General features: G+C 63.0%; 17 protein-coding genes and 2 pseudogenes. 5 read left to right on the top strand and 14 right to left on the bottom strand.

Going from position 1 to position 18,479, the window contains the following annotated elements; translation table 11 throughout:
* Nucleotides 1-10 precede the first annotated feature (10 nt).
* Nucleotides 11-1,501, bottom strand: a complete 1,491-nt coding sequence (locus O0879_RS26660) for an FAD-linked oxidase C-terminal domain-containing protein (RefSeq protein WP_289919636.1) — start codon at nt 1,499-1,501, stop codon at nt 11-13.
* Between the two features lie 150 nt (nt 1,502-1,651).
* Here O0879_RS26660 and O0879_RS26665 point away from each other — a divergent pair, with 150 nt between their 5' ends.
* Nucleotides 1,652-2,206, top strand: a complete 555-nt coding sequence (locus O0879_RS26665) for a cob(I)yrinic acid a,c-diamide adenosyltransferase (protein WP_289919638.1) — start codon at nt 1,652-1,654, stop codon at nt 2,204-2,206.
* 55 nt (nt 2,207-2,261) lie between these two features.
* On the opposite strand, the gene O0879_RS26670 is transcribed toward O0879_RS26665, so the two are convergent.
* The 10 genes from O0879_RS26670 to O0879_RS26715 all read right to left on the bottom strand — a co-directional run bounded on the left by O0879_RS26670 (nt 2,262) and on the right by O0879_RS26715 (nt 10,501).
* Complete coding sequence (locus O0879_RS26670) at nt 2,262-2,453, bottom strand: hypothetical protein (protein WP_289919640.1); 192 nt, start codon at nt 2,451-2,453, stop codon at nt 2,262-2,264.
* Between the two features lie 89 nt (nt 2,454-2,542).
* A complete protein-coding gene (locus O0879_RS26675) occupies nt 2,543-2,743 on the bottom strand; it encodes a hypothetical protein (RefSeq protein WP_289919643.1) in 201 nt (66 codons plus the stop codon).
* Nucleotides 2,744-2,836: 93 nt separating this feature from the next.
* Nucleotides 2,837-3,028 (bottom strand): hypothetical protein, encoded by a 192-nt coding sequence (locus tag O0879_RS26680; protein WP_289913613.1) that lies wholly within the window; start codon nt 3,026-3,028, stop codon nt 2,837-2,839.
* A gap of 31 nt (nt 3,029-3,059) precedes the next feature.
* Complete coding sequence (locus tag O0879_RS26685; protein ID WP_289913612.1) at nt 3,060-3,440, bottom strand: glutaredoxin family protein; 381 nt, start codon at nt 3,438-3,440, stop codon at nt 3,060-3,062.
* A 78-nt stretch (nt 3,441-3,518) separates the two neighbouring features.
* Nucleotides 3,519-3,704, bottom strand: coding sequence for a hypothetical protein (locus tag O0879_RS26690; protein ID WP_289906814.1), 186 nt, complete (start codon nt 3,702-3,704; stop codon nt 3,519-3,521).
* A gap of 265 nt (nt 3,705-3,969) precedes the next feature.
* The gene (locus O0879_RS26695; RefSeq protein ID WP_289919646.1) at nt 3,970-5,109 is read right to left on the bottom strand and encodes a cytochrome c peroxidase; all 1,140 of its coding nucleotides are present in this window, start codon (nt 5,107-5,109) and stop codon (nt 3,970-3,972) included.
* Nucleotides 5,110-5,195: 86 nt separating this feature from the next.
* Nucleotides 5,196-7,337 (bottom strand): FUSC family protein, encoded by a 2,142-nt coding sequence (locus O0879_RS26700; RefSeq protein WP_289919648.1) that lies wholly within the window; start codon nt 7,335-7,337, stop codon nt 5,196-5,198.
* Nucleotides 7,338-7,469: 132 nt separating this feature from the next.
* A complete protein-coding gene (gene dxs / locus O0879_RS26705) occupies nt 7,470-9,341 on the bottom strand; it encodes a 1-deoxy-D-xylulose-5-phosphate synthase (RefSeq protein ID WP_289919649.1) in 1,872 nt (623 codons plus the stop codon).
* Nucleotides 9,342-10,241, bottom strand: coding sequence for a polyprenyl synthetase family protein (locus O0879_RS26710; protein ID WP_289919650.1), 900 nt, complete (start codon nt 10,239-10,241; stop codon nt 9,342-9,344). It lies immediately after the preceding gene.
* An 8-nt stretch (nt 10,242-10,249) separates the two neighbouring features.
* Nucleotides 10,250-10,501 (bottom strand): exodeoxyribonuclease VII small subunit, encoded by a 252-nt coding sequence (locus O0879_RS26715; protein ID WP_251351026.1) that lies wholly within the window; start codon nt 10,499-10,501, stop codon nt 10,250-10,252.
* Between the two features lie 405 nt (nt 10,502-10,906).
* On the opposite strand from O0879_RS26715, the gene O0879_RS26720 reads away from it, so the two are divergent.
* Both O0879_RS26720 and O0879_RS28600 read left to right on the top strand, forming a co-directional pair.
* Nucleotides 10,907-12,007: an aromatic ring-hydroxylating dioxygenase subunit alpha gene (locus O0879_RS26720; protein ID WP_289919652.1), complete on the top strand. Its 1,101-nt coding sequence runs from the start codon at nt 10,907-10,909 to the stop codon at nt 12,005-12,007.
* A gap of 72 nt (nt 12,008-12,079) precedes the next feature.
* Nucleotides 12,080-12,457, top strand: a pseudogene (locus O0879_RS28600) (EamA family transporter); the annotation flags it as partial.
* On the opposite strand, the pseudogene O0879_RS28605 reads toward O0879_RS28600, so the two are convergent.
* Nucleotides 12,412-12,528: pseudogene (locus O0879_RS28605) on the bottom strand (hypothetical protein); the annotation flags it as partial. The pseudogenes O0879_RS28600 and O0879_RS28605 overlap by 46 nt on opposite strands.
* A 472-nt stretch (nt 12,529-13,000) precedes the next feature.
* Here O0879_RS28605 and O0879_RS26730 point away from each other — a divergent pair.
* Nucleotides 13,001-13,855 (top strand): sulfurtransferase, encoded by an 855-nt coding sequence (locus tag O0879_RS26730; RefSeq protein ID WP_289919777.1) that lies wholly within the window; start codon nt 13,001-13,003, stop codon nt 13,853-13,855.
* 62 nt (nt 13,856-13,917) lie between these two features.
* A complete protein-coding gene (locus tag O0879_RS26735; RefSeq protein WP_289919654.1) occupies nt 13,918-15,438 on the top strand; it encodes a hypothetical protein in 1,521 nt (506 codons plus the stop codon).
* Nucleotides 15,439-15,547: 109 nt separating this feature from the next.
* Here O0879_RS26735 and O0879_RS26740 read toward each other — a convergent pair whose 3' ends face one another.
* Together O0879_RS26740 and O0879_RS26745 are read right to left on the bottom strand one after the other, a co-directional pair.
* Entirely contained in the window at nt 15,548-17,290 is a 1,743-nt protein-coding gene (locus tag O0879_RS26740; protein ID WP_289919657.1) for an ATP-binding cassette domain-containing protein, read from the bottom strand.
* A gap of 276 nt (nt 17,291-17,566) precedes the next feature.
* Complete coding sequence (locus O0879_RS26745; RefSeq protein WP_099665490.1) at nt 17,567-18,325, bottom strand: ZIP family metal transporter; 759 nt, start codon at nt 18,323-18,325, stop codon at nt 17,567-17,569.
* Nucleotides 18,326-18,479 lie beyond the last annotated feature (154 nt).

Here is an 18,479-nt window from a genome sequence, read left to right on the forward strand (position 1 = left end):
CTCCGGAAAATTAAAAACGGGGCAGATTGGCGAACGGCAGGCGTCCCGCCATCACATGCATCTTGCCGAATTCGGCGCAGCGGTTCAAGGTGGGAATCGCCTTGTCCGGGTTCAGCAAGGCGTGGGGATCGAAGGCGCGCTTGACGGCAAAGAAGGCATCGAGTTCGGCGCGCGTAAATTGCACGCACATGGAATTGATCTTTTCCATGCCCACGCCATGTTCGCCCGTGATGGTGCCGCCCACGGCCACGCACAGGGCCAGGATGTCCGCGCCAAACGCTTCGGCGCGCTCGAATTCGCCGGGCATGTTGGCATCGAACAGGATCAAGGGGTGCAAATTGCCGTCGCCCGCGTGGAACACGTTGGCGCAGCGCAAGCCATGCGTCGTTTCCATGCCGGCGATGCCCGTCAGGACTTCGGCCAGGCGCTTGCGCGGGATGGTGCCGTCCATGCAGTAGTAGTCGGGCGAGATGCGCCCCGCTGCGGGAAAGGCGTTCTTGCGGCCGGACCAGAATTTCATGCGCTCCGCTTCCGACTGCGACACGGCGATGGCGCTGGCGCCCGCCCCTTCCAGCACGGCCGTCATGCGGGCGATTTCCTCTTCCACTTCCTCGTGCGTGCCATCCGCTTCGCACAGCAAGATGGCGGCCGCGTCGATGTCGTAGCCGGCCTTGACGAACGGTTCAACCATGCGCGACGACGTCCGGTCCATCATTTCCAGGCCGGCCGGGATGATGCCGGCCGCGATCACGTTGGCCACGGCATTGCCGCCCGTGACGACGTCGTCAAAGGACGCCATGATGACCCTCGCCGTGGCCGGCTTCGGGATCAGCTTGACCGTCACTTCCGTGACGATGCCCAGCATGCCTTCGGAGCCGATGAAGACGGCCAGCAAGTCGAGGCCGGGCGAATCGAGGCATTCGCCGCCCAGTTCCAGCACGTCACCGTCAATGGTAACAACCCGCACGCGCAGCACATTGTGCACGGTCAAGCCGTATTTCAGACAATGCACGCCGCCCGAGTTTTCCGCCACGTTGCCGCCGATGCTGCAGGCGATTTGCGAGGACGGGTCGGGCGCGTAGTACAAGGCATGTTGCGCCGCCGCTTCGGAAATGGCCAGGTTGCGCACACCCGGCTGCACCACGGCCGTGCGCGCATACGCGTCAAGGCGCACGATGCGGTTCAAACGCGCCGTCGACAGCACCACGCCATCAGCGATGGGCAAGGCGCCGCCCGACAGGCCCGTGCCCGCGCCGCGCGGCACGATCGGCACCTTCAACGCGCGGCAGACGCCGAGGATGGCGATGACCTGTTCTTCCGTATCCGGCAACGTCACCACCATCGGCAGCTGGCGGTAGGCGGCCAGGCCATCGCATTCGTACGGGCGCGTATCTTCGGCGTCGGACAGCACGCAGCGGGCCGGCAGCACGGTCAGCAGGGCCGCGACGACGGCTTGCTGGCGCGCGGCGGTCAATCCGGATTCAGGGGCGGCATTGAGCATAGGATGTGAGCAAAAGTGCATGGGCGTGCAACGATTGTAAGCACAAAAGCGGCGCACAGCGCATTTTTTGTCCTATTTGCGGGCAAATCCGGGGCCAGGCGGTGCGCGGTGTCGTATGCTGCCCCCATTCTTCTTTACAGGATCGACATCATGGGCAACCGACTTTCGAAAATCGCCACGCGCACGGGCGACAATGGCAGCACCGGCCTGGGCGACGGCAGCCGCACCAGCAAGGACAGTGTCCGCATCCATGCCATGGGCGACGTGGACGAACTCAATTCGAATCTGGGATTGCTGCTGTGCGAAGCCATGCCCGACGCCTTGCGCGGCGAACTGGTGGCCATCCAGCACGATCTGTTCGACCTGGGCGGAGAAATCTGCATCCCCGGCTACCAGCTGATCAAGGAAGAGCACGTGCTGCGCCTCGACGACCTGCTGGCGAAATACAATGCGGACTTGCCGGCCTTGAGTGAATTCATCCTGCCGGCCGGTTCGCGCGCCGCCTCGCTGGCGCATGTGTGCCGCACCGTGTGCCGCCGCGCCGAGCGCAGCATCGTCGCGCTGGCCAATGCGGAACCGCTGCACGAACATCCGCGCCAGTACGTGAACCGCCTGTCGGACCTGCTGTTCGTGCTGTCGCGCGTGCTGAACCGCTTTGCCGGCGGCAGCGACGTGCTGTGGCGGCATGACCGCACGCGGGGATAAGCCGCCTACGCCGGCCTGGCCAGCATACTGGCCAGCCGGCAAACTTTATTGAATGTTACTCTTGCGCGCAGCTGTTGTAGCACATCTGATGAATCTTGGTGCAGGCGCCTGGCGACCTTGGATGGTCGGTCATGCACTGGTCCAGCCCTTCATCGCATTGCGAATAGCATTCCGGCTCGTCGCCGGCGATCGCATACGAAGCGCTAACGCCCATGGCAAACAAAAAGAAACCCAGCTTTTTGAACATAAGCACTCCTTTTCGGGAATGAGGGACTGCAGGACGGTTGAGGTGATGCAGCCGGCCCAGCCAGGATGCTGGCGACCGGCCATCCTCATTTATGGCAAGATCGGATCGCAGCTGGCGTAGCAAATCTGTTGCATCCTTCTGCACGCGCCTGGCGACCCCGGCTGGCTGGTCATGCACTGTTCCAGCTCGGCGTTACACTGCGAGTAGCATTCCGGATCGCCGCCGCCGGCGATCGCATACGAGGCGCTGACGCCCATGGCAAACAAAAAGAAACCCAGTTTTTTAAACATCGGTACTCCTTTGCAGAAATGTCAGACGAGGGGCAACATCCATGGCGCGCCGTCTCTTACGCGCCATCCATAAACGGGTATGACCTCCGCGCGTCAATTACGTGGCGGGCGCAGGCATTCCTTCTGGCAAGCCTGATAATTCTCCATGCAGGCCGGCTGGCCGAATTCCACGCAATCGAGCAGGTTGCGTTCGCAGACAAAGGTGCAGTCAGGGCCAAATGCCTGGGCGCTGAAGGACAGGGCGGCGCCGACGGCAAACAGAAAAGCGGCAATCTTTTTGGACATGGTCAGCCTTTCAGGTGAATACGTTGAAACGTCAGATTTTCTTCAGCGCCGCTTCCAGCGCGCCCGTATTGAAACCCTGGATCTTGCGGTTGCCGATCAACACCACGGGCACGCCGCCGCCGCCGAGTTCTTCATGGGCTTTTCTCGCTTCCGGCGATTTTTCGATATCGAGATCGACAAAGTCGATCTTGTTTTCCTTGAAGTACGCGCGCGTCTTGGCGCAATAGCCGCACCAGTCCGTGCCGTACAACACCACCTTCGCCTGGGCATTCGGGAAATACGCGGCGTAATTGCCTTCCGTGTAAGTCGATTTGAATAAACCAGGCAATAAAGACAGGCCATAACCGCTGCCCAGGCCGGCGGCCAATATCACGCCATACATGGCGATGGTTTTAATTTTTTTCTGCATCATAAGTATTGTCAGAGGCGAAAATGATCGATGGCGGACGACGCAGCATGCGCTTGCCGCCCGCCTTGCAACGCACGGGTATCAGGCACCGATTTCGCAGACTTTCAGGCAGGCTTTGTAACTGCCGATGCAAAATGGAGACCTCTCGCCATTTTGCATCGTGCATTCCCGCCATTCTTCCTCGCAGGCAGAGCAGCCGATATCCGAAGCGTAGGCATAGGAAGCACTCAATCCCAGGGTAAAAATAAATGCTGCAATCTTTTTCATTTACTACTCTCCATGTTGGCGATTGCCTCAGGCAATCGCGTCAGACCAGTCGTAAGAAATTTCATCTTTGCTTGCTACAAAATCGAATATAGACCGCACTTATTTTAGAGTCAACGTTTCCTTTCGATAAATTTCCACTTTGGAAAATATATCGGGAAAGCCCATCGAATGTGGAATTTGGAGAGATTGGGAGGCGCCAAACGTCTATACAATATCGGCGCCGCAAGCAGGTAAAGGCCGGCTGCGGGCGCAGCCGGCCGAGCGGCTACAGCACTTCCAGAAAACTCTTCAACGCAATGATTTCATCGGACGTCAGCTGCAAGCGCTGCAGCAGGGGCGACGTGACGGGAAACTTCGGATCGGCCGCCTGCTGCGCATTCTGCGGCACGGGGCGCGACATGCCCGCGTTGTACATGTTCAGCAAACCCACCATCTGCGGGAACAGGCCGTTGTGCATCCACGGCCCCGATTGCGCCACGCCGCGCAAACCGGGCGTGCGGAACTTGCCAACGTCCTCATCCTTGCCCGTCACCAGGTAGCGTCCCAGGTCTTCGTATTTATTGCGCCCGTAATACGTCAATCCCAGGTTGTGGAATTGCTGGTCCGTCAGCAAGGCGCCGCTGTGGCAAGTCATGCAGCGCGCCTTGGTGCGGAACAGGTGCAGGCCCAGCAGCTCGCGGTCGTTCAAGTCCGCGCGCCGGCCTTCCAGGAAGGTATCGAAACGGGTGACAGGCGGCAACAAAATGCGCTGGTAGTCGGCCAGCGCCGTCAGGATGCGCGGCAAGGTCACGCCGGCGCCCCGGCCGAAGGCGGCGTCGAATTGCGCCGGATAGTCATCGAGCGCGGACAGCTTGGCCGCCAGGGCCGGCACGTCCATGGCCATCTCGTCCGGATGCTGCAAGGGCCCCAGCGCCTGCTCTTCCAGGGTGGCGGCGCGGCCATCCCAGAACAGCGACTTGATCTGGCCCACACCCAGCAGGCCCGGCGCATTGCGCTGGCCCAGGCGGCCTTCGTGGCCGACGGAGGCGCGCTTGCTGTCGGCAAAGCTGTGGGCGGGACTGTGGCAGCTGATGCAGGCCACCGCGTTCGCACGCGACAAGCGCGGGTCATTGAACAAGCGCTGCCCCAGCGCCGCGACGGCCGGTGCCACGGGCGGCACAGGTATGGCCGAGACGGGCGCCATTTCCGCGGCGGCCACGCCAACGGGCAGGTGCGGACGGGGCCAGTCGGCAATGGGACGGGCATACGCCTGGCGCAGACAGGCTGCATTCCAGCCCGCCGGCGTGGCGCAAACGGTGGTAGTGGCTTCGCGCGCCGCCGCATCCCCTCCTGCAGGCAATCCCACTGTCATGGCCAGCAGCGCTGCGGCCACCCATCCGGTCTTTCCTGCTGTAAATCTATACACGTCGCTCATTCCTCTTTTGTACGCTGGCTTCGAGCAATGATAACCAGCAACATGGCAACAGCACAGCGAAAGGGGACAGGGCTTGTCTATTCGGCGATCTGCGTCAATTTTCCCGGCGTTTGCTCCGCCTGCGCCTGCACATGTTCGCGCAGCAAGCCGCGCAGCAACTGCACCTGCGCCACGGCATCGGCCTGCAGCGGCGTCAGGCTGTCGGCAATGCACGGACCAGGCGCGCTGGCGTCGGCGGCGCCGCGCAGCAAGGCGTCGATTTCCCCGCTGACGCCGGCAATCCACTGCTGCAGTGCGGGCGGCGCCGGCTCGGCCTGGGGACTCAGGCTGATGCGCGCCGTGCTGCCCGCCACGCGGCGCAGCAGCGGCAAGGTGCGCAGCGCCGCCAGGCCCACGCCGCTGCTGCGGTCCAGGCGGCGCTCGATGCGCAAGCGCTGCAAGACCTGTTCCGCGTTATTGCTGGCCAGCCCCGCCTCGCGGCGCAGGCGCGCGATGGCGCTGTCCCATTTGCCGCCCGCCGCCAGCACGGCCAGCAGGTATTTCAGGTTGGCCGACACAGCCTTGGCCAGGCGCTGGTCCAGGTCGTCCGCCTCGCGGTCGGGCCACAGGAAAAACGTGGCCAGCAAGGCCAGCACGCAGCCCAGCACATTGTTGCCCAGGCGACTCATCGCATACACCATCTCGCTGGCCGGCGCCGCATAGTCGGCCACCAGCACGAAGGCGGGCGTCATGAACAGCACATGCAGGCTGTAGCTGACGCGGCGCAAGGCCATGGTGGCGACGATCAGGGGAAACACCACCAGCGAGATGCCCAGCGGCGTGTAAATGACCAGGCCGATCAGCACGGCCAGCACGGCGCCCAGCACGCTGCCCGCCACCCGCTCGATGCCGCGCGGCCAGGTGGTCGACACGGACGGCTGCAGTATCAATAAGGTCGCCATGGTGGCCCAGTAGCCGAACGGAATGTGCAGCGCCTCGACCAGCAGGAAGCCGGCCGTCGTCGCCAGCGACACGCGCGCCGCATGGCGCCAGCTCAGCGACTGCGGCGTGGCGTTGACTTTCGCCGTCTGCCACGCCTGCCCCAGCGCCAGGAAGGCCGCTTCGCGCCACGGCAGCTGCGCCGCGCGCGGCAAGCCCAGCTCCATGAAGTCCACGTTCAGGCGCAGCGGCAGCAAGGCGCCCAGCGCCGCTTCCAGGCGCCGTCCGCAGCCAGCCAGGCGGCGCTGCAATTCCAGGGGCGGCGTTTCCGGCTGGCGCTGCACGGCTTGCCCCAGGCGGCGCAGCAGCACGGCCATCACTTCCAGGCTGCGCCGCGCGCGCGGGTCCTGGCGCAGGCGCTGCTGCTCGCGCTCGCACGTATGCGTGACGGCGATCAGATAGGCGAAGATGCGCTCGGCGTCGCTGAGCGCCAGCAGCAGGTTGTCGTACAGGGCGCTGCGGCCGGCGCGCGCGGGCGGTACGGCGGCCAGCGCCACGCGCGCCGCTTCCAGCGCGGCGCGCGCCTGCGAACGGTAGCTGGCGCCATGCGCGGCAACGTCCGCCTGCGCCGCATCATGTGCGAGGAAGCGCGCATTGTCGCGCGCGATGCCGGCCAGGCGCGAATACGCGGCGCGGATGGCGCGCCGGCTCGGGCCGAACGGGTGGATGCGCCAGACGGTAAAACTGAGCACGGTGGCGAACAGGCAGCCGAACATGTACAGGCCCAGGAAAGGCGCCGTCTGCGTCATCGATGCCAGCGGATGCGTGACCATCACCACGCAGGCCGTGGCGGCCAGGATGGCCACTTGCGCCGTGGCCGCGCCCCAGATGCGCGCCAGCGCGCCGGCCCAGGAAAACAGCAGCACGGCGATGGCGGCCGTCGCCACGCCATGGCCGGCCGCCAGCGCCGTCAGGCCGCCGGCCACCGTCGACAGCAAGCCGAAGCCCACCATCGAGACGAAGCGCATGCGCCGCGTGCCGGCCGCGTCGGCCAGGCAGGTCCAGAAGGCGCCGATGGCGGCCCAGGAAAAATCGGGATGGTCGAACAGCAGGCCCAGCAGCAGCATGGCGCTCGAGGCGCACGCGGCCCGCAAGCCTTCGGACAGATTCGTTTCATCGATGGCCAGGCTGACCATCCACAGGGGACGGCGCTGCGCCAGGGTGTCGGTATAGGCGTGCACGCCCGTCAGCCAGCGGCCGGCCAGTGCGCGCGAACGGCGGTGAAGTTTCCTGAGATACAAGTTGGACTTTGAAAGGGTATCAAAGCGTCATCGTAGCATTCCCGGGCGAAAAATGTTGCAGTGCAGCGTAAAATCCCCGAGAGCGAAAAAAAAAGCGACACCGCGGTGTCGCTTTTCTGTAGGCAAGCCAGCTTAGCTGACGGCTGCCAGGCGCGGCGGCTGCGTGCCGCCAAAGCGCTGTTCGATCGACGCAGCGATGCCGCTGGCGTCCAGGCCGACGCTTTTCAGCAATTGCACGGGGTCGCCATGGTCGATGAAGGTGTCGGGCAAGCCCAGCATCAGGATAGGCTTGACGATGCCCTCCGCCGCCAGGGCCTCGGCCACGGCCGAGCCGGCGCCGCCCATGATGCAGCCCTCTTCCACCGTCACTAGGTAATCGTGCTCGGCAGCCAGCTGTTTCACCAGTGCCACGTCGAGCGGCTTGACGAAGCGCATATTGGCCACCGTCGCGTCGAGCTTCTCGCCCGCTGCCACGCTAGTCGCCACCATCGAGCCGAAGGCGAGGATGGCGATGCGCTGGCCCTGGCGCTTGATCTCACCCTTGCCGATCTCGATGCTGGTCAGTTCCGGCACGATGGCCGCGCCCGCGCCGGCGCCGCGCGGATAGCGGATGGCGGCCGGGCCAGGGTAGTGGTAGCCCGTGGTCAGCATTTGGCGGCATTCGTTTTCATCCGACGCGGCCATGATGACCATGTTCGGGATGCAGCGCAGGAACGCCATGTCGTAGTTGCCCGCGTGCGTGGCGCCGTCGGCGCCCACCAGGCCGGCGCGGTCCAGCGCGAACGTCACGTCCAGGTTTTGCAGGGCCACGTCATGGATCAGCTGGTCGTAGGCGCGCTGCAGGAAGGTCGAATAGATGGCCACGACGGGTTTCAAGCCTTCGCAAGCCAGGCCCGCGCCGAACGTCACGGAATGCTGCTCGGCAATGCCGACGTCGAAGTAGCGGGTCGGAAACTTCTGTTCGAACTTGACCATGCCCGAGCCTTCGCGCATGGCCGGCGTGATGCCCACCAGGCGCTTGTCGTGCGCGGCCATGTCGCACAGCCAGTTGCCGAACACTTCCGTGTACGTCATCTTGGCGGGCGCCGTGGCCGGCTTGATGCCTTCGGCCGGGTTGAACTTGCCCGTGCCGTGGTACAAAATCGGTTCCGCTTCGGCCAGCTTGTAGCCCTGCCCCTTCTTGGTCACCACGTGCAGGAATTGCGGACCCTTCAATTGCTTGATATTTTGCAAGGTCGGGATCAGCGAATCGAGGTCGTGGCCGTCGATGGGGCCGATGTAATTGAAACCGAATTCCTCGAACATGGTGGCGGGCACGACCATGCCCTTGGCATGCTCTTCAAAGCGCTTCGCCAGTTCCAGCACGGGGCCGGGCAAGACGGACTTGCCGACGTTTTTCGCGGCCGCATAGAACTGGCCCGACATCAATCGCGCCAGGTGGCGGTTCAGCGCGCCCACGGGCGGCGAGATCGACATGTCGTTGTCGTTCAGGATCACCAGCAGGTTGACGTCTTCCTGCACGCCCGCATTGTTCATCGCCTCGAAAGCCATGCCGGCCGTCATCGAGCCGTCACCGATCACGGCGATTGCGTGCAGCGGGTCGCCCTTGATCTTGGCCGCTTGCGCCATGCCCAGCGCGGCGGAAATGGACGTCGACGAGTGCGCCGTGCCGAAGGTGTCGTATTCGCTCTCGTCGCGCTTCGGGAAGCCGGAAATGCCGTCTTTCTGGCGCAGGGTGTGCATGCGCTCGCGGCGACCCGTGAGGATCTTGTGCGAATAGGTCTGGTGGCCCACGTCCCAGACGATGCGGTCGTGCGGCGTGTTGAAGACGTAATGCAGCGCGACGGTCAGCTCGACCGTGCCCAGGTTGGACGACAGGTGGCCGCCCGTCTTGGAAACGGAATCGAGCAGGAAGCTGCGCAATTCCTGGGCCAGCGGCACCAGTTGCGAGCGGGCCAGCTTGCGCACTTGCGCTGGTTCATTGATGGTTTCTAACAGTTTCATTTATGCCTTCCGCTGCACGACCAGGTCCGCCAGCTCGCGCAAACGGCGTGCCTTGTCCCCGAATGGCGCCAGCGCCGCATGGGCGTCGCACCGCAATTGTTCTGCCAGGGCTTTCGATGGTTCCAGCCCCAGTATCGATACGTAGGTGGGCTTGTTGGCGGCCGCATCCTTGCCTGCCGTCTTGCCCAGGGTGGCCGAATCGGCCGTTGCGTCAAGCACGTCGTCGACCACCTGGAACGCCAGGCCCACGGCGCGCGCATACGCGTTCAGCGCCGTCATCTCGTCCGCCGTCAAGTCCTTGCCGGCCAGCGCGCCGAGAATCACGGCCGCGCGCAGCAAGGCGCCCGTCTTGAGTTGATGCATCTGTTCCAGCTGCGGCAAGGTCAAGGCCAGGCCGACACTGTCGAGGTCGATCGCCTGGCCGCCGCACATGCCGGCAGAACCGGAGGCGTGCGCCAGCAGCTTGATCATGGCCATCTGCCGCGCGGGAGGAATGGCCGCGCCGTCGGCCAGCAGCATGAACGCCTGCGATTGCAGCGCGTCACCGACCAGCAGGGCCGTCGCCTCGTCATAGGCGATGTGCACGGTGGGTTTGCCACGGCGCAAGGCATCGTCATCCATGCAGGGCATGTCGTCATGCACGAGCGAATACACGTGAATCATTTCCAGCGCGCAAGCAGCGCGCGCGAGGGTATCTTGATCGGCATCAAACAGTTCTCCAGCCGCCATCACCAGCAGCGGGCGCACGCGCTTGCCGCCGCCCAGCAGCGCATAGCGCATGGCAGCGTGCAGCTTGTGCGGCACGGCGTCCGCCGCCGGCAGGAACTGGTCGAGCCGGCCTTCCACGCCGGACTGGGTGCTTTGCATCCAGTCGCCGAAGGTCACGCCGTCTTGTTGCATGCTGGCCATCATTGGGCGGCCTCGCCGGCATCCGTGAACGGTTTCAACATGTCGCCTTCGAGTACTTTCACCTGCGCTTCGACACTGTCGAGCTGGGTCGCGCAATACTTGACCAGTTCCGAGCCGCGCTGATACGCCGCGACCGATGCTTCCAGCGGCAACTGGCCCGCTTCCATTTGCGTTACCAGCTGCGCCAGTTCCGCCATTGCCTCTTCAAACGAGGCCGGCACTGCGGCAGCGGCAGTTAATTTCTTCGACATAGACTCAGATCTCTTCGTGGCACGAGGGGCTTGTAGGGAGACGCCGGGGATTCCCGGCCAGCATAGAAGCGTTATTTTAGAACAAACCACACTATTAAGTGAAAACTAAAGCGCAATCGACGCGCTCAAAGTCAATAGCGTTGCCAGCTTGTCAGTAGATTTTAGCCGAATCGCCCCTCTGCGCCGGAAATTGCGCGCCAAATGACAATGTTTCTCATTAAAAGCCTATTTGCCGGGGGGTTTTGATAATGCCGAGGCCGATCCGCGCTATAATCGCCGGTTCTGTCCGAAATACCGTTTCAACAAATTTGAATTCAGGTCTTTGCGGATTCTTTCTCTCTGTAGCGGTTGCCCAGGGAATGGCCTGGGGCACTGCTGACCGTTGTACATTTATGGGGGGTTGGGATGTCCGATCTGGCTACTCACGCCAAGCTGGCGCGCTCAAACGCGCAACTTCCGGTCCACGTCTATTTTGACGAAACGCTGTTGCAGCGTGAAATGCAGCAATTGTTCCAAGCCGGCCCGCGCTATGTCGGGCATGAGCTGATGGTGCCGGAAACCGGCGATTTTGCGACCCTGGCGTCTGAGAACGAAGGGCGCATGCTCGTGCGCAACGCCAATGGCATCGAAGTGCTGTCCAACGTGTGCCGCCACCGGCAGGCGCTGATGTTCAATGGCCGCGGCAATGCGAACCATATCGTCTGCCCGCTGCACCGCTGGACCTACGACCTCAAGGGTGAACTGATCGGTGCGCCGCATTTCCCCGAGACGCCGTGCCTGAACCTGTCGAAAACGCCGCTGCAAAGCTGGAATGGCTTGCTGTTCGAGCAAAACGGCTACAACGTGATGGAAAAATTGAAAGATTTGTCCGTCTCGAAAGACCTCGATTTTTCCGGCTACATGTTCGACCACGTGGAAATCCACGAGTGCGACTACAACTGGAAGACTTTCATCGAAGTCTATCTGGAAGACTATCACGTCGAACCGTTCCACCCGGGCCTGGGCAGCTTCGTCAGCTGCGACGACCTGCGCTGGGAATTCGGCAAGGATTACAGCGTGCAGACGGTGGGCGTGCACCGCGGCTTGCAGCAAGCCGGTTCGCCTGCCTACAAGAAATGGCAGGAGCAGGTGCTGCAATTCCGCGGCGGCGAAGCGCCGCCGTATGGCGCCATCTGGCTGACCCTGTATCCGAACATCATGGTGGAATGGTATCCGCACGTGCTGGTCGTCTCGACCCTGTGGCCCGACGGCCCGCAAAAGACGCGCAACGTGGTGGAGTTCTATTACCCAGAAGAAATTGTGTTGTTCGAGCGCGACTTCGTCGAAGCGGAACGGGCTGCCTACATGGAAACCTGCGTCGAGGATGATGAAATCGCCCAGCGCATGGATGCGGGCCGCAAGACCCTGATGGCGCGCGGCGTGAGCGAAGTGGGTCCTTACCAATCGCCGATGGAAGATGGCATGCAGCATTTCCACGAGTGGTACCGCAACAATATCGAACTGTAATCCCTCAAGGGCCGCCTCGTGCGGCCTTTTTTTATCCCCGCGTTTTTCAGGAATCAGATGCAATCTCTTTGGATGCTGTTTGCAAGTTTCATGTTTGCCATCATGGGCGTGTGCGTCAAATTGGCGTCGGACATGTATTCGACGTCTGAAATCGTCATGTACCGCGGCATCATCGGCATGACCGTCATGAGCTGCACGATTTTGTACCAGGGCGGCAGCTTTAAGACCACGATGCCGGGCCAGCATCTGTGGCGCGGCATCGTGGGCGTGATCGCCCTGTGGCTGTGGTTTTATGCGATCGCCATCCTGCCGCTGGCCACGGCCATGACGCTCAATTACATGGCGCCCATCTGGATCGCCGTGATCCTGCTGGCGGGCGGCTGGTGGAAGGCGACGCAGCAGGTCGAGTGGCCGCTGGTGGCGGCGATCGCCATGAGCTTTGTCGGCGTGACCCTGCTGCTGCAACCCGTGTTCGAAACGGACCAGGCTGCTGGCGCCATCACGGCCTTGATTTCCGGCATGTTGTCGGCCCTCGCCTACCTGCAAGTGCGCAAGCTGGGCTTGCTGGGCGAACCCGAATACCGGGTCGTATTCTATTTCTCGGTCGTCAATTTCCTCGCCGGCGTGATCGGCCACGTGGCCAGCGCCGGCGGCGGCCCCGTCGTCTGGCATGCGCACACGAGCGGCTATGGCATCGGCTTGCTGGCCGCCATCGGCCTGTGCGCCACCATGGCGCAGATGGCCATGACGCGCGCCTATCGCCTGGGCAAGACCCTCGTGGTGGCCAATCTGCAGTACACGGGCATCGTCTTTTCCAGCTTCTGGGGCGTGGTCATCTTTGGCGATTTGTTCGACTGGCATGGCTGGGCCGGCATCGGCATCATTCTCGCTTCCGGCATCGCGGCAACCTATTACAATACCCGCAACACGGCCCGTGGCGCGGCGATCGCGCGCACGGATCCCATCGCCAGCGAAGTGTAAGGAGTCATGACCTTGTATACGACCTTGATCAACAGCAATGATTTGTCCAGCCACGTGAATGACAGCAACTGGGTCATCCTCGATTGCCGCCACGACTTGCTCAACCCGACGGCCGGCAGCGACGCGTTTGCCGCCGGCCACATCCAGAACGCCCAGTTCGCCGATATCGACACGGCCCTGTCCGGCCCCAAGACGGCGCGCGGCCCCGCCTTCACGGGCCGGCATCCCTTGCCCGACCGCAACGCCCTGCTGGCCACCCTGCGCGACTGGGGCATCGATGACGACACGCAAGTGGTCGCCTATGACGGGCAAGGCGGCATGTTCGCCGCCCGTTTGTGGTGGCTGCTGCGCTGGGTCGGCCATCCAGCCGTGGCCGTGCTCGACGGCGGCCTGGCCGCCTGGCAGGCACAAGGCTTGCCGCTGGTCACGCCCGTGGCGCCCCGCCCTGCCGGCAAGCTCACGGAAAAAGCCAGCCTGACGCGCACGGTAACCGTGCAAGACGTCATCGCCAACCTGGACACCCGGGCCCTGACCGTGATTGACGCGCGCGCCCCCGACCGTTACCGGGGCGAGAATGAAACCATCGATCCCGTGGGCGGCCACATCCCCGGCGCGAAAAACCGTTTCTTCAAGGATAATTTACAAGCGGATGGCCGCTTTAAAAGTGCCGAGGAACTGCGGCGCGATTTCAGCGCATTGTTTGATGCACCGCAAGCGGCCATCCTGCAATGCGGCTCCGGCGTGACGGCTTGCCACAACTTGCTGGCACTGGAAGTGGCCGGCTTGCCTGGCGCGGCCCTGTATCCGGGCTCGTGGAGCGAATGGTGCGCCGACCCGGCGCGGCCCGTGGCGACTGGCCTGGCATAAGCCGGTGACGCGGCGCCGTACGGCGCCATATCGCCGAACTCTATCATCATCAGGAATGATTCATGCAACGATCCGCCTTGAGCGTACTGGCCAGCTTATGCCTGGCATTCAGCCTGCCTGCCGCCGCGCAAAAACCATTGGCCGCGTATGAACTGAAGGAAACCATGACCGTCAGGGCATTCGACCAGCCAGTGCTGCTTGAAAAACGCAACAGCTACGATGGCATGCTGGCGGACAAGGTGCAGGAAGGCGCAGCGACGCGCATGGCCGGCTATGCGCAGGCGGACCAGGCCATGACCCAGGCGCGCTATCCGGGCGCGCAACGCCTTGGTACCGCAGAATTGGCCGACTACCGGCCCGGCGCGCACATCACGATGGTCGACCGCTACACGATCGAGCATGCCGCGACCGCCTTGGGCAAAGGCTGGATCTTCGCATTCATGCCGGTGAATTTCATTCAAGCAATGCATATCAAGGACGAGGCCGCGCGCGGCGTCCCGTTTGTCTTGCCAGGCACGGGCAAGACGCTGACCTACACCTTTCAGATCAACCTGCCTGACAATGTCAGCGGTTTGCTCGACCCCACCACCACGCGCTACGACGGCGATTTCTTCACTTACAAACAGTCCCAGCAATTTCGCGGCAATGTGGCGCGCATCGCGCTGGAACTCACTTTCCTCGGCGATTCGGTGCCGGCGCGCGACTTGGACAAATTCTTTGCGCAACTGCAACACATCAGCAAGATGATGGGCGGTTCCTTCAGCGTTCCGGAAATGTGGATCAACAGCAACAAACCGGGCACCGCGGCCAATACGCCGGGCCAGCGCATGCGCAGCAGCGTGGAAAAAGAGATCGCTGATCACAGCGCGACCATCGCACGCAAGCCGGAAGACAAGCAGCAACTGGCCGAAGCCTATTGGTTGCGCGGCTCGTCCCATGCGGATCTGCAGCAAGCGGAACTGGCATGGGCCGACGTGACGCAGGCGCTGGCGCTGCGACCGTCGACGGCTGTCTACCATATGACGCTGGCATCGATCCAGGTGCAGCGCGGACAATTCCAGTCCGCCATCGAACAGCTGGAACAGGCGCGGCTGCTGGGCTACGATGCCTACGAAGTCGCTTACCAGCGCGGCCAGACTTATTACCAGATGGGCCAATACCGGCGCGCGCTCGACGACCTGGAACCGCTGGCCATCTCGGCGGCAAACATGGAGGCACAGCCGTATGCCAGGCTGTGGTATCTGTGGACGCTGGGTTCTGCCGGGCTCGCCTTGCCGGACGCGCTCAGGCAGGAATTGAACGCCGACGCCAAAGGCGCTTGGCCGCGCCCCGCCTACGGCCTGTTCACCGGCATATCGACGCCGGAACAAGTGCTGGCGGCAGCCGACACAATGACGGGGGATGAGCGCCTGCTGTCCTTGTGCGAAGCGTATTTTAATGTCGGCCAATACTATCTGTTGAAGCAGGACCGCCTCAAAGCCAGGGAGTTTTTTGAAAAGACGGTTGCCACCGGCATGGTGATGTACGCCGAATACGGCAACGCACTGCTTGAACTGCGGCGCCTGGCGCAAACGCGGTCCTGATGCGGGCCAGGGCGAACCCGCCCTGGCCGCAGGCCTGCACCAGTTGCAACGCGCCACCGCCGCCCGTGGACGCCATCGTCGGCAAGCTGCCACGGGCGCCGGCACCGTACTAGGGCATGATGCCCAAGGCGCGGTTCAGGTACGCGATCTCCTCGTGCCACGCCTGCTGGCTGGCCGGCTTCTGGTGGCGCGGTTTTCTTGCCAGGTCTTCCGCCAGCAATTGTTCCAGTTCGCACAAACGTTCCAGCTGCACGTCGACGTCGGTTTGCGCTGGCGCAAGCGCAGCCGTTTCCACGCGCGGCGCGGACCCCGGCGCTTGCCCATCCTCAAGACTCAGCCGTGCATACGCGCTGGCTGCATCGGGCCACTCTTCCAGCCCGCCGTCGGCCACCACCCAGTAGCGGTTGCACGCCGTCTCAATCAGGTCGCGGTCGTGCGACACCAGCAGGCAGCCGCCCGCAAAGCCGCGCAGCGCTTGCCCCAACTCCCCCTTGCCCTGCATGTCCAGGTGGTTGCTGGGCTCGTCCAGCAGCAATAAATGATAGCTGGCCAGCGACAGTCCCAGGAACAGCAGCCGCGCCCGCTCGCCGCCGCTCAGGGTGGCCACCGTCTGGCCATGGCGCGCATACGGAAAACCGGCCGCTATCAACGCCTGCTTGCGCGCCACCTGGCTGCGCGCAGCCTCGTTTTGCACGGCGAACGGGTACAGGGCGTCGGACAGGTCGGCCGTATCGGCCAGTTGCTTGAGCGACTGGTCGTAATAGCCGATGTTTGCCGCCTTGTGGTAGCGCAAGTCCGCACGTTCCTCCTGTGCCTGGATCGCTTGCCAGCACAGGCGCAGCAGCGACGACTTGCCGCTGCCGTTGGCGCCCAGCAAGGCGATGCGGTCGCCCGGTTTCAGCCACAGCTGGCCGACCTGGAACAGCACGGGAGACGTAGGCACGGCGCGCACGTCCAGTCCGTCCAGCGCCAGCAGCTGGTCGGCCGCCAGCGCCTTGCCGCGCAGACTCAAGCGCCACGGCGCGCCATCGCTGACGAACGATTGCTCATCCTTTAACTTGTCAATGCGCCGCTGCATGGTCTTGGCCTTGCGCGCCAGGTCTTCATTGTCATAGGTGCGGCCCCACAGGGCCAGGCGGGCGCTGCTGGCCGACAGGCGGTCGATTTCCTTCTGTTCGGCCGCATGGCGGGCGGCGGCGGCAATATCGGCCTCGGCCAGCGCCGCCAGCGCGGGGCCGCACGGCAAGTCGAAATCGTAGAGACGGCTATCGCGCAAGATCCAGCTGCGCGTGGCCACGTTGTCGAGCAATCGCTGGTCGTGCGAGACGAGGATGAAGGCGCCGCGCCAGGCCAGCAGGAATTGCTCCAGCCACAGCAGCGACGGCAAGTCCAGGTGATTGCTCGGCTCATCGAGCAGCAGCACGTTCGGCTCTTGCAGCAGGGCACGCCCCAGCAGCAGTCGCGTGTGCTGGCCGCCGGACAGGGAATGCACGGGCACTTGCGCCGTATCAACATCAAAGCCCAGTTCGGCCAAGAGGCTGTCGACGCGCCAATGCAGTTCCGGCTGCTCCAGCACGGGTGCCAGCAAGGCGTCGTACAGGCTCAGCTTGGCAAGTTCCGGCGGCAAGTGCTGCTCCACGTGCTGCAAGCGGCAGGCACGAGAATAATGGATGGTGCCGGATGTCGCTTCGCGGGTGCCGCTGAGCAAGCCCAGCAAGGTGGATTTGCCGCAGCCATTGTGGCCGATCAGGCCGATGCGGTCGCCCTGGCGCAAGGTAAAGGCGAGTTCGTTGAAGAGGAAACCGTCGTGGGTATCCAGTTGTAAAGCTTGTGTCGAGATCAGGGTAGTCATGGCTCTTGTCTTTGTTCGGGATGCAAGCATCCGCGTTAACAGGAGCGCTAACGACAACGGAGTACCAGGAAAGGACTCGTCTGGGAGGGTAACTTTGCTCTGGCCAGGTTATCGCAGCGCGATAGAACGTGGGCAAGAGCTGGCAAATGCGCTTAAAGAGCGTGCGCGCCATACGGCGAGCAACAAGTTTTCTTCCATGATATTTTCCTCCTTTCTGTGCAAGTTAGTCAGAAAGGCAATATAGCATAGGTAGCACTGCGCCGGCAGTGCCGGACATCAACCGCCGTGGCGCTTATGCGTCAAAAACAGCACGATGCACACGCCCAGCGCGATCAGCAGCACTTGCGGGATGGTTTCGCGCAAGGTGGCGCGGCGCTGCATCTGCGGCATCAGGTCGCTCAAGGCGATGTAGATGAAGCCGGACGAGGCAAACACGAGCACGTAAGGAATCAGGTTGCTGGCGCGGTCCAGGGTGAAATAGCCGAGCAAGCCGCCCGCCACCGCCATCAGGCTGCACAGCAGATTGAAGATGTAGGCGCGCAGGCGCGAGAAACCCGCGTTGAGCAGCACGATGAAGTCGCCGATTTCCTGCGGGATTTCATGCGCGATGATGGCCAGACCCGTCACCAGGCCCAGCTTCGGGTCGGCCAGGAAGGCGGCGGCGATCAAGATGCCGTCCGTAAAGTTGTGCATGCCGTCGCCCACCAAAATCATCCAGCCGGACTTGCCCGCTTCGTGCTTGTCGTGGCCGTGCGCGTGGTGGTGACCGTCGCCTTCGTGGTGGTGCGAATGGCGCAAAATCGCGAATTTTTCCAGCATGAAAAAGGCCAGCAAGCCCGCCAGCAGGGTGGCGAACAGGCTGCGCGGATCCGCCTGCGATTCGAACGCTTCGGGCAAGGCGTGCAGCAGGGACGTCGACAACATGATGCCGACGGACAAGCTGACCATGCGCTCGACCACTTTGGAGAGGAATGCAAACGAAAAGATCGCCGCCGCGGTAATGCTGAACACGCCCGCGATCGTGGTCGCGAGCAAAATGGATATAAGGACGGGATCGATGATTTTCTTACCTCAAAATGGCGCCGGGTCACTGGCGCCCGCGATGCTGGCGTCTGGCCTGATGAATGCGTTGTTATCTATTGTTTAATTTTTTGCGCGTCTGGCGGCAGCGTCGCGCGATGAAGATGCA

This window comes from Janthinobacterium sp. SUN120 (genome assembly GCF_030397735.1).
Taxonomy (GTDB): Bacteria; Pseudomonadota; Gammaproteobacteria; order Burkholderiales; family Burkholderiaceae_D; genus Janthinobacterium; species Janthinobacterium kumbetense.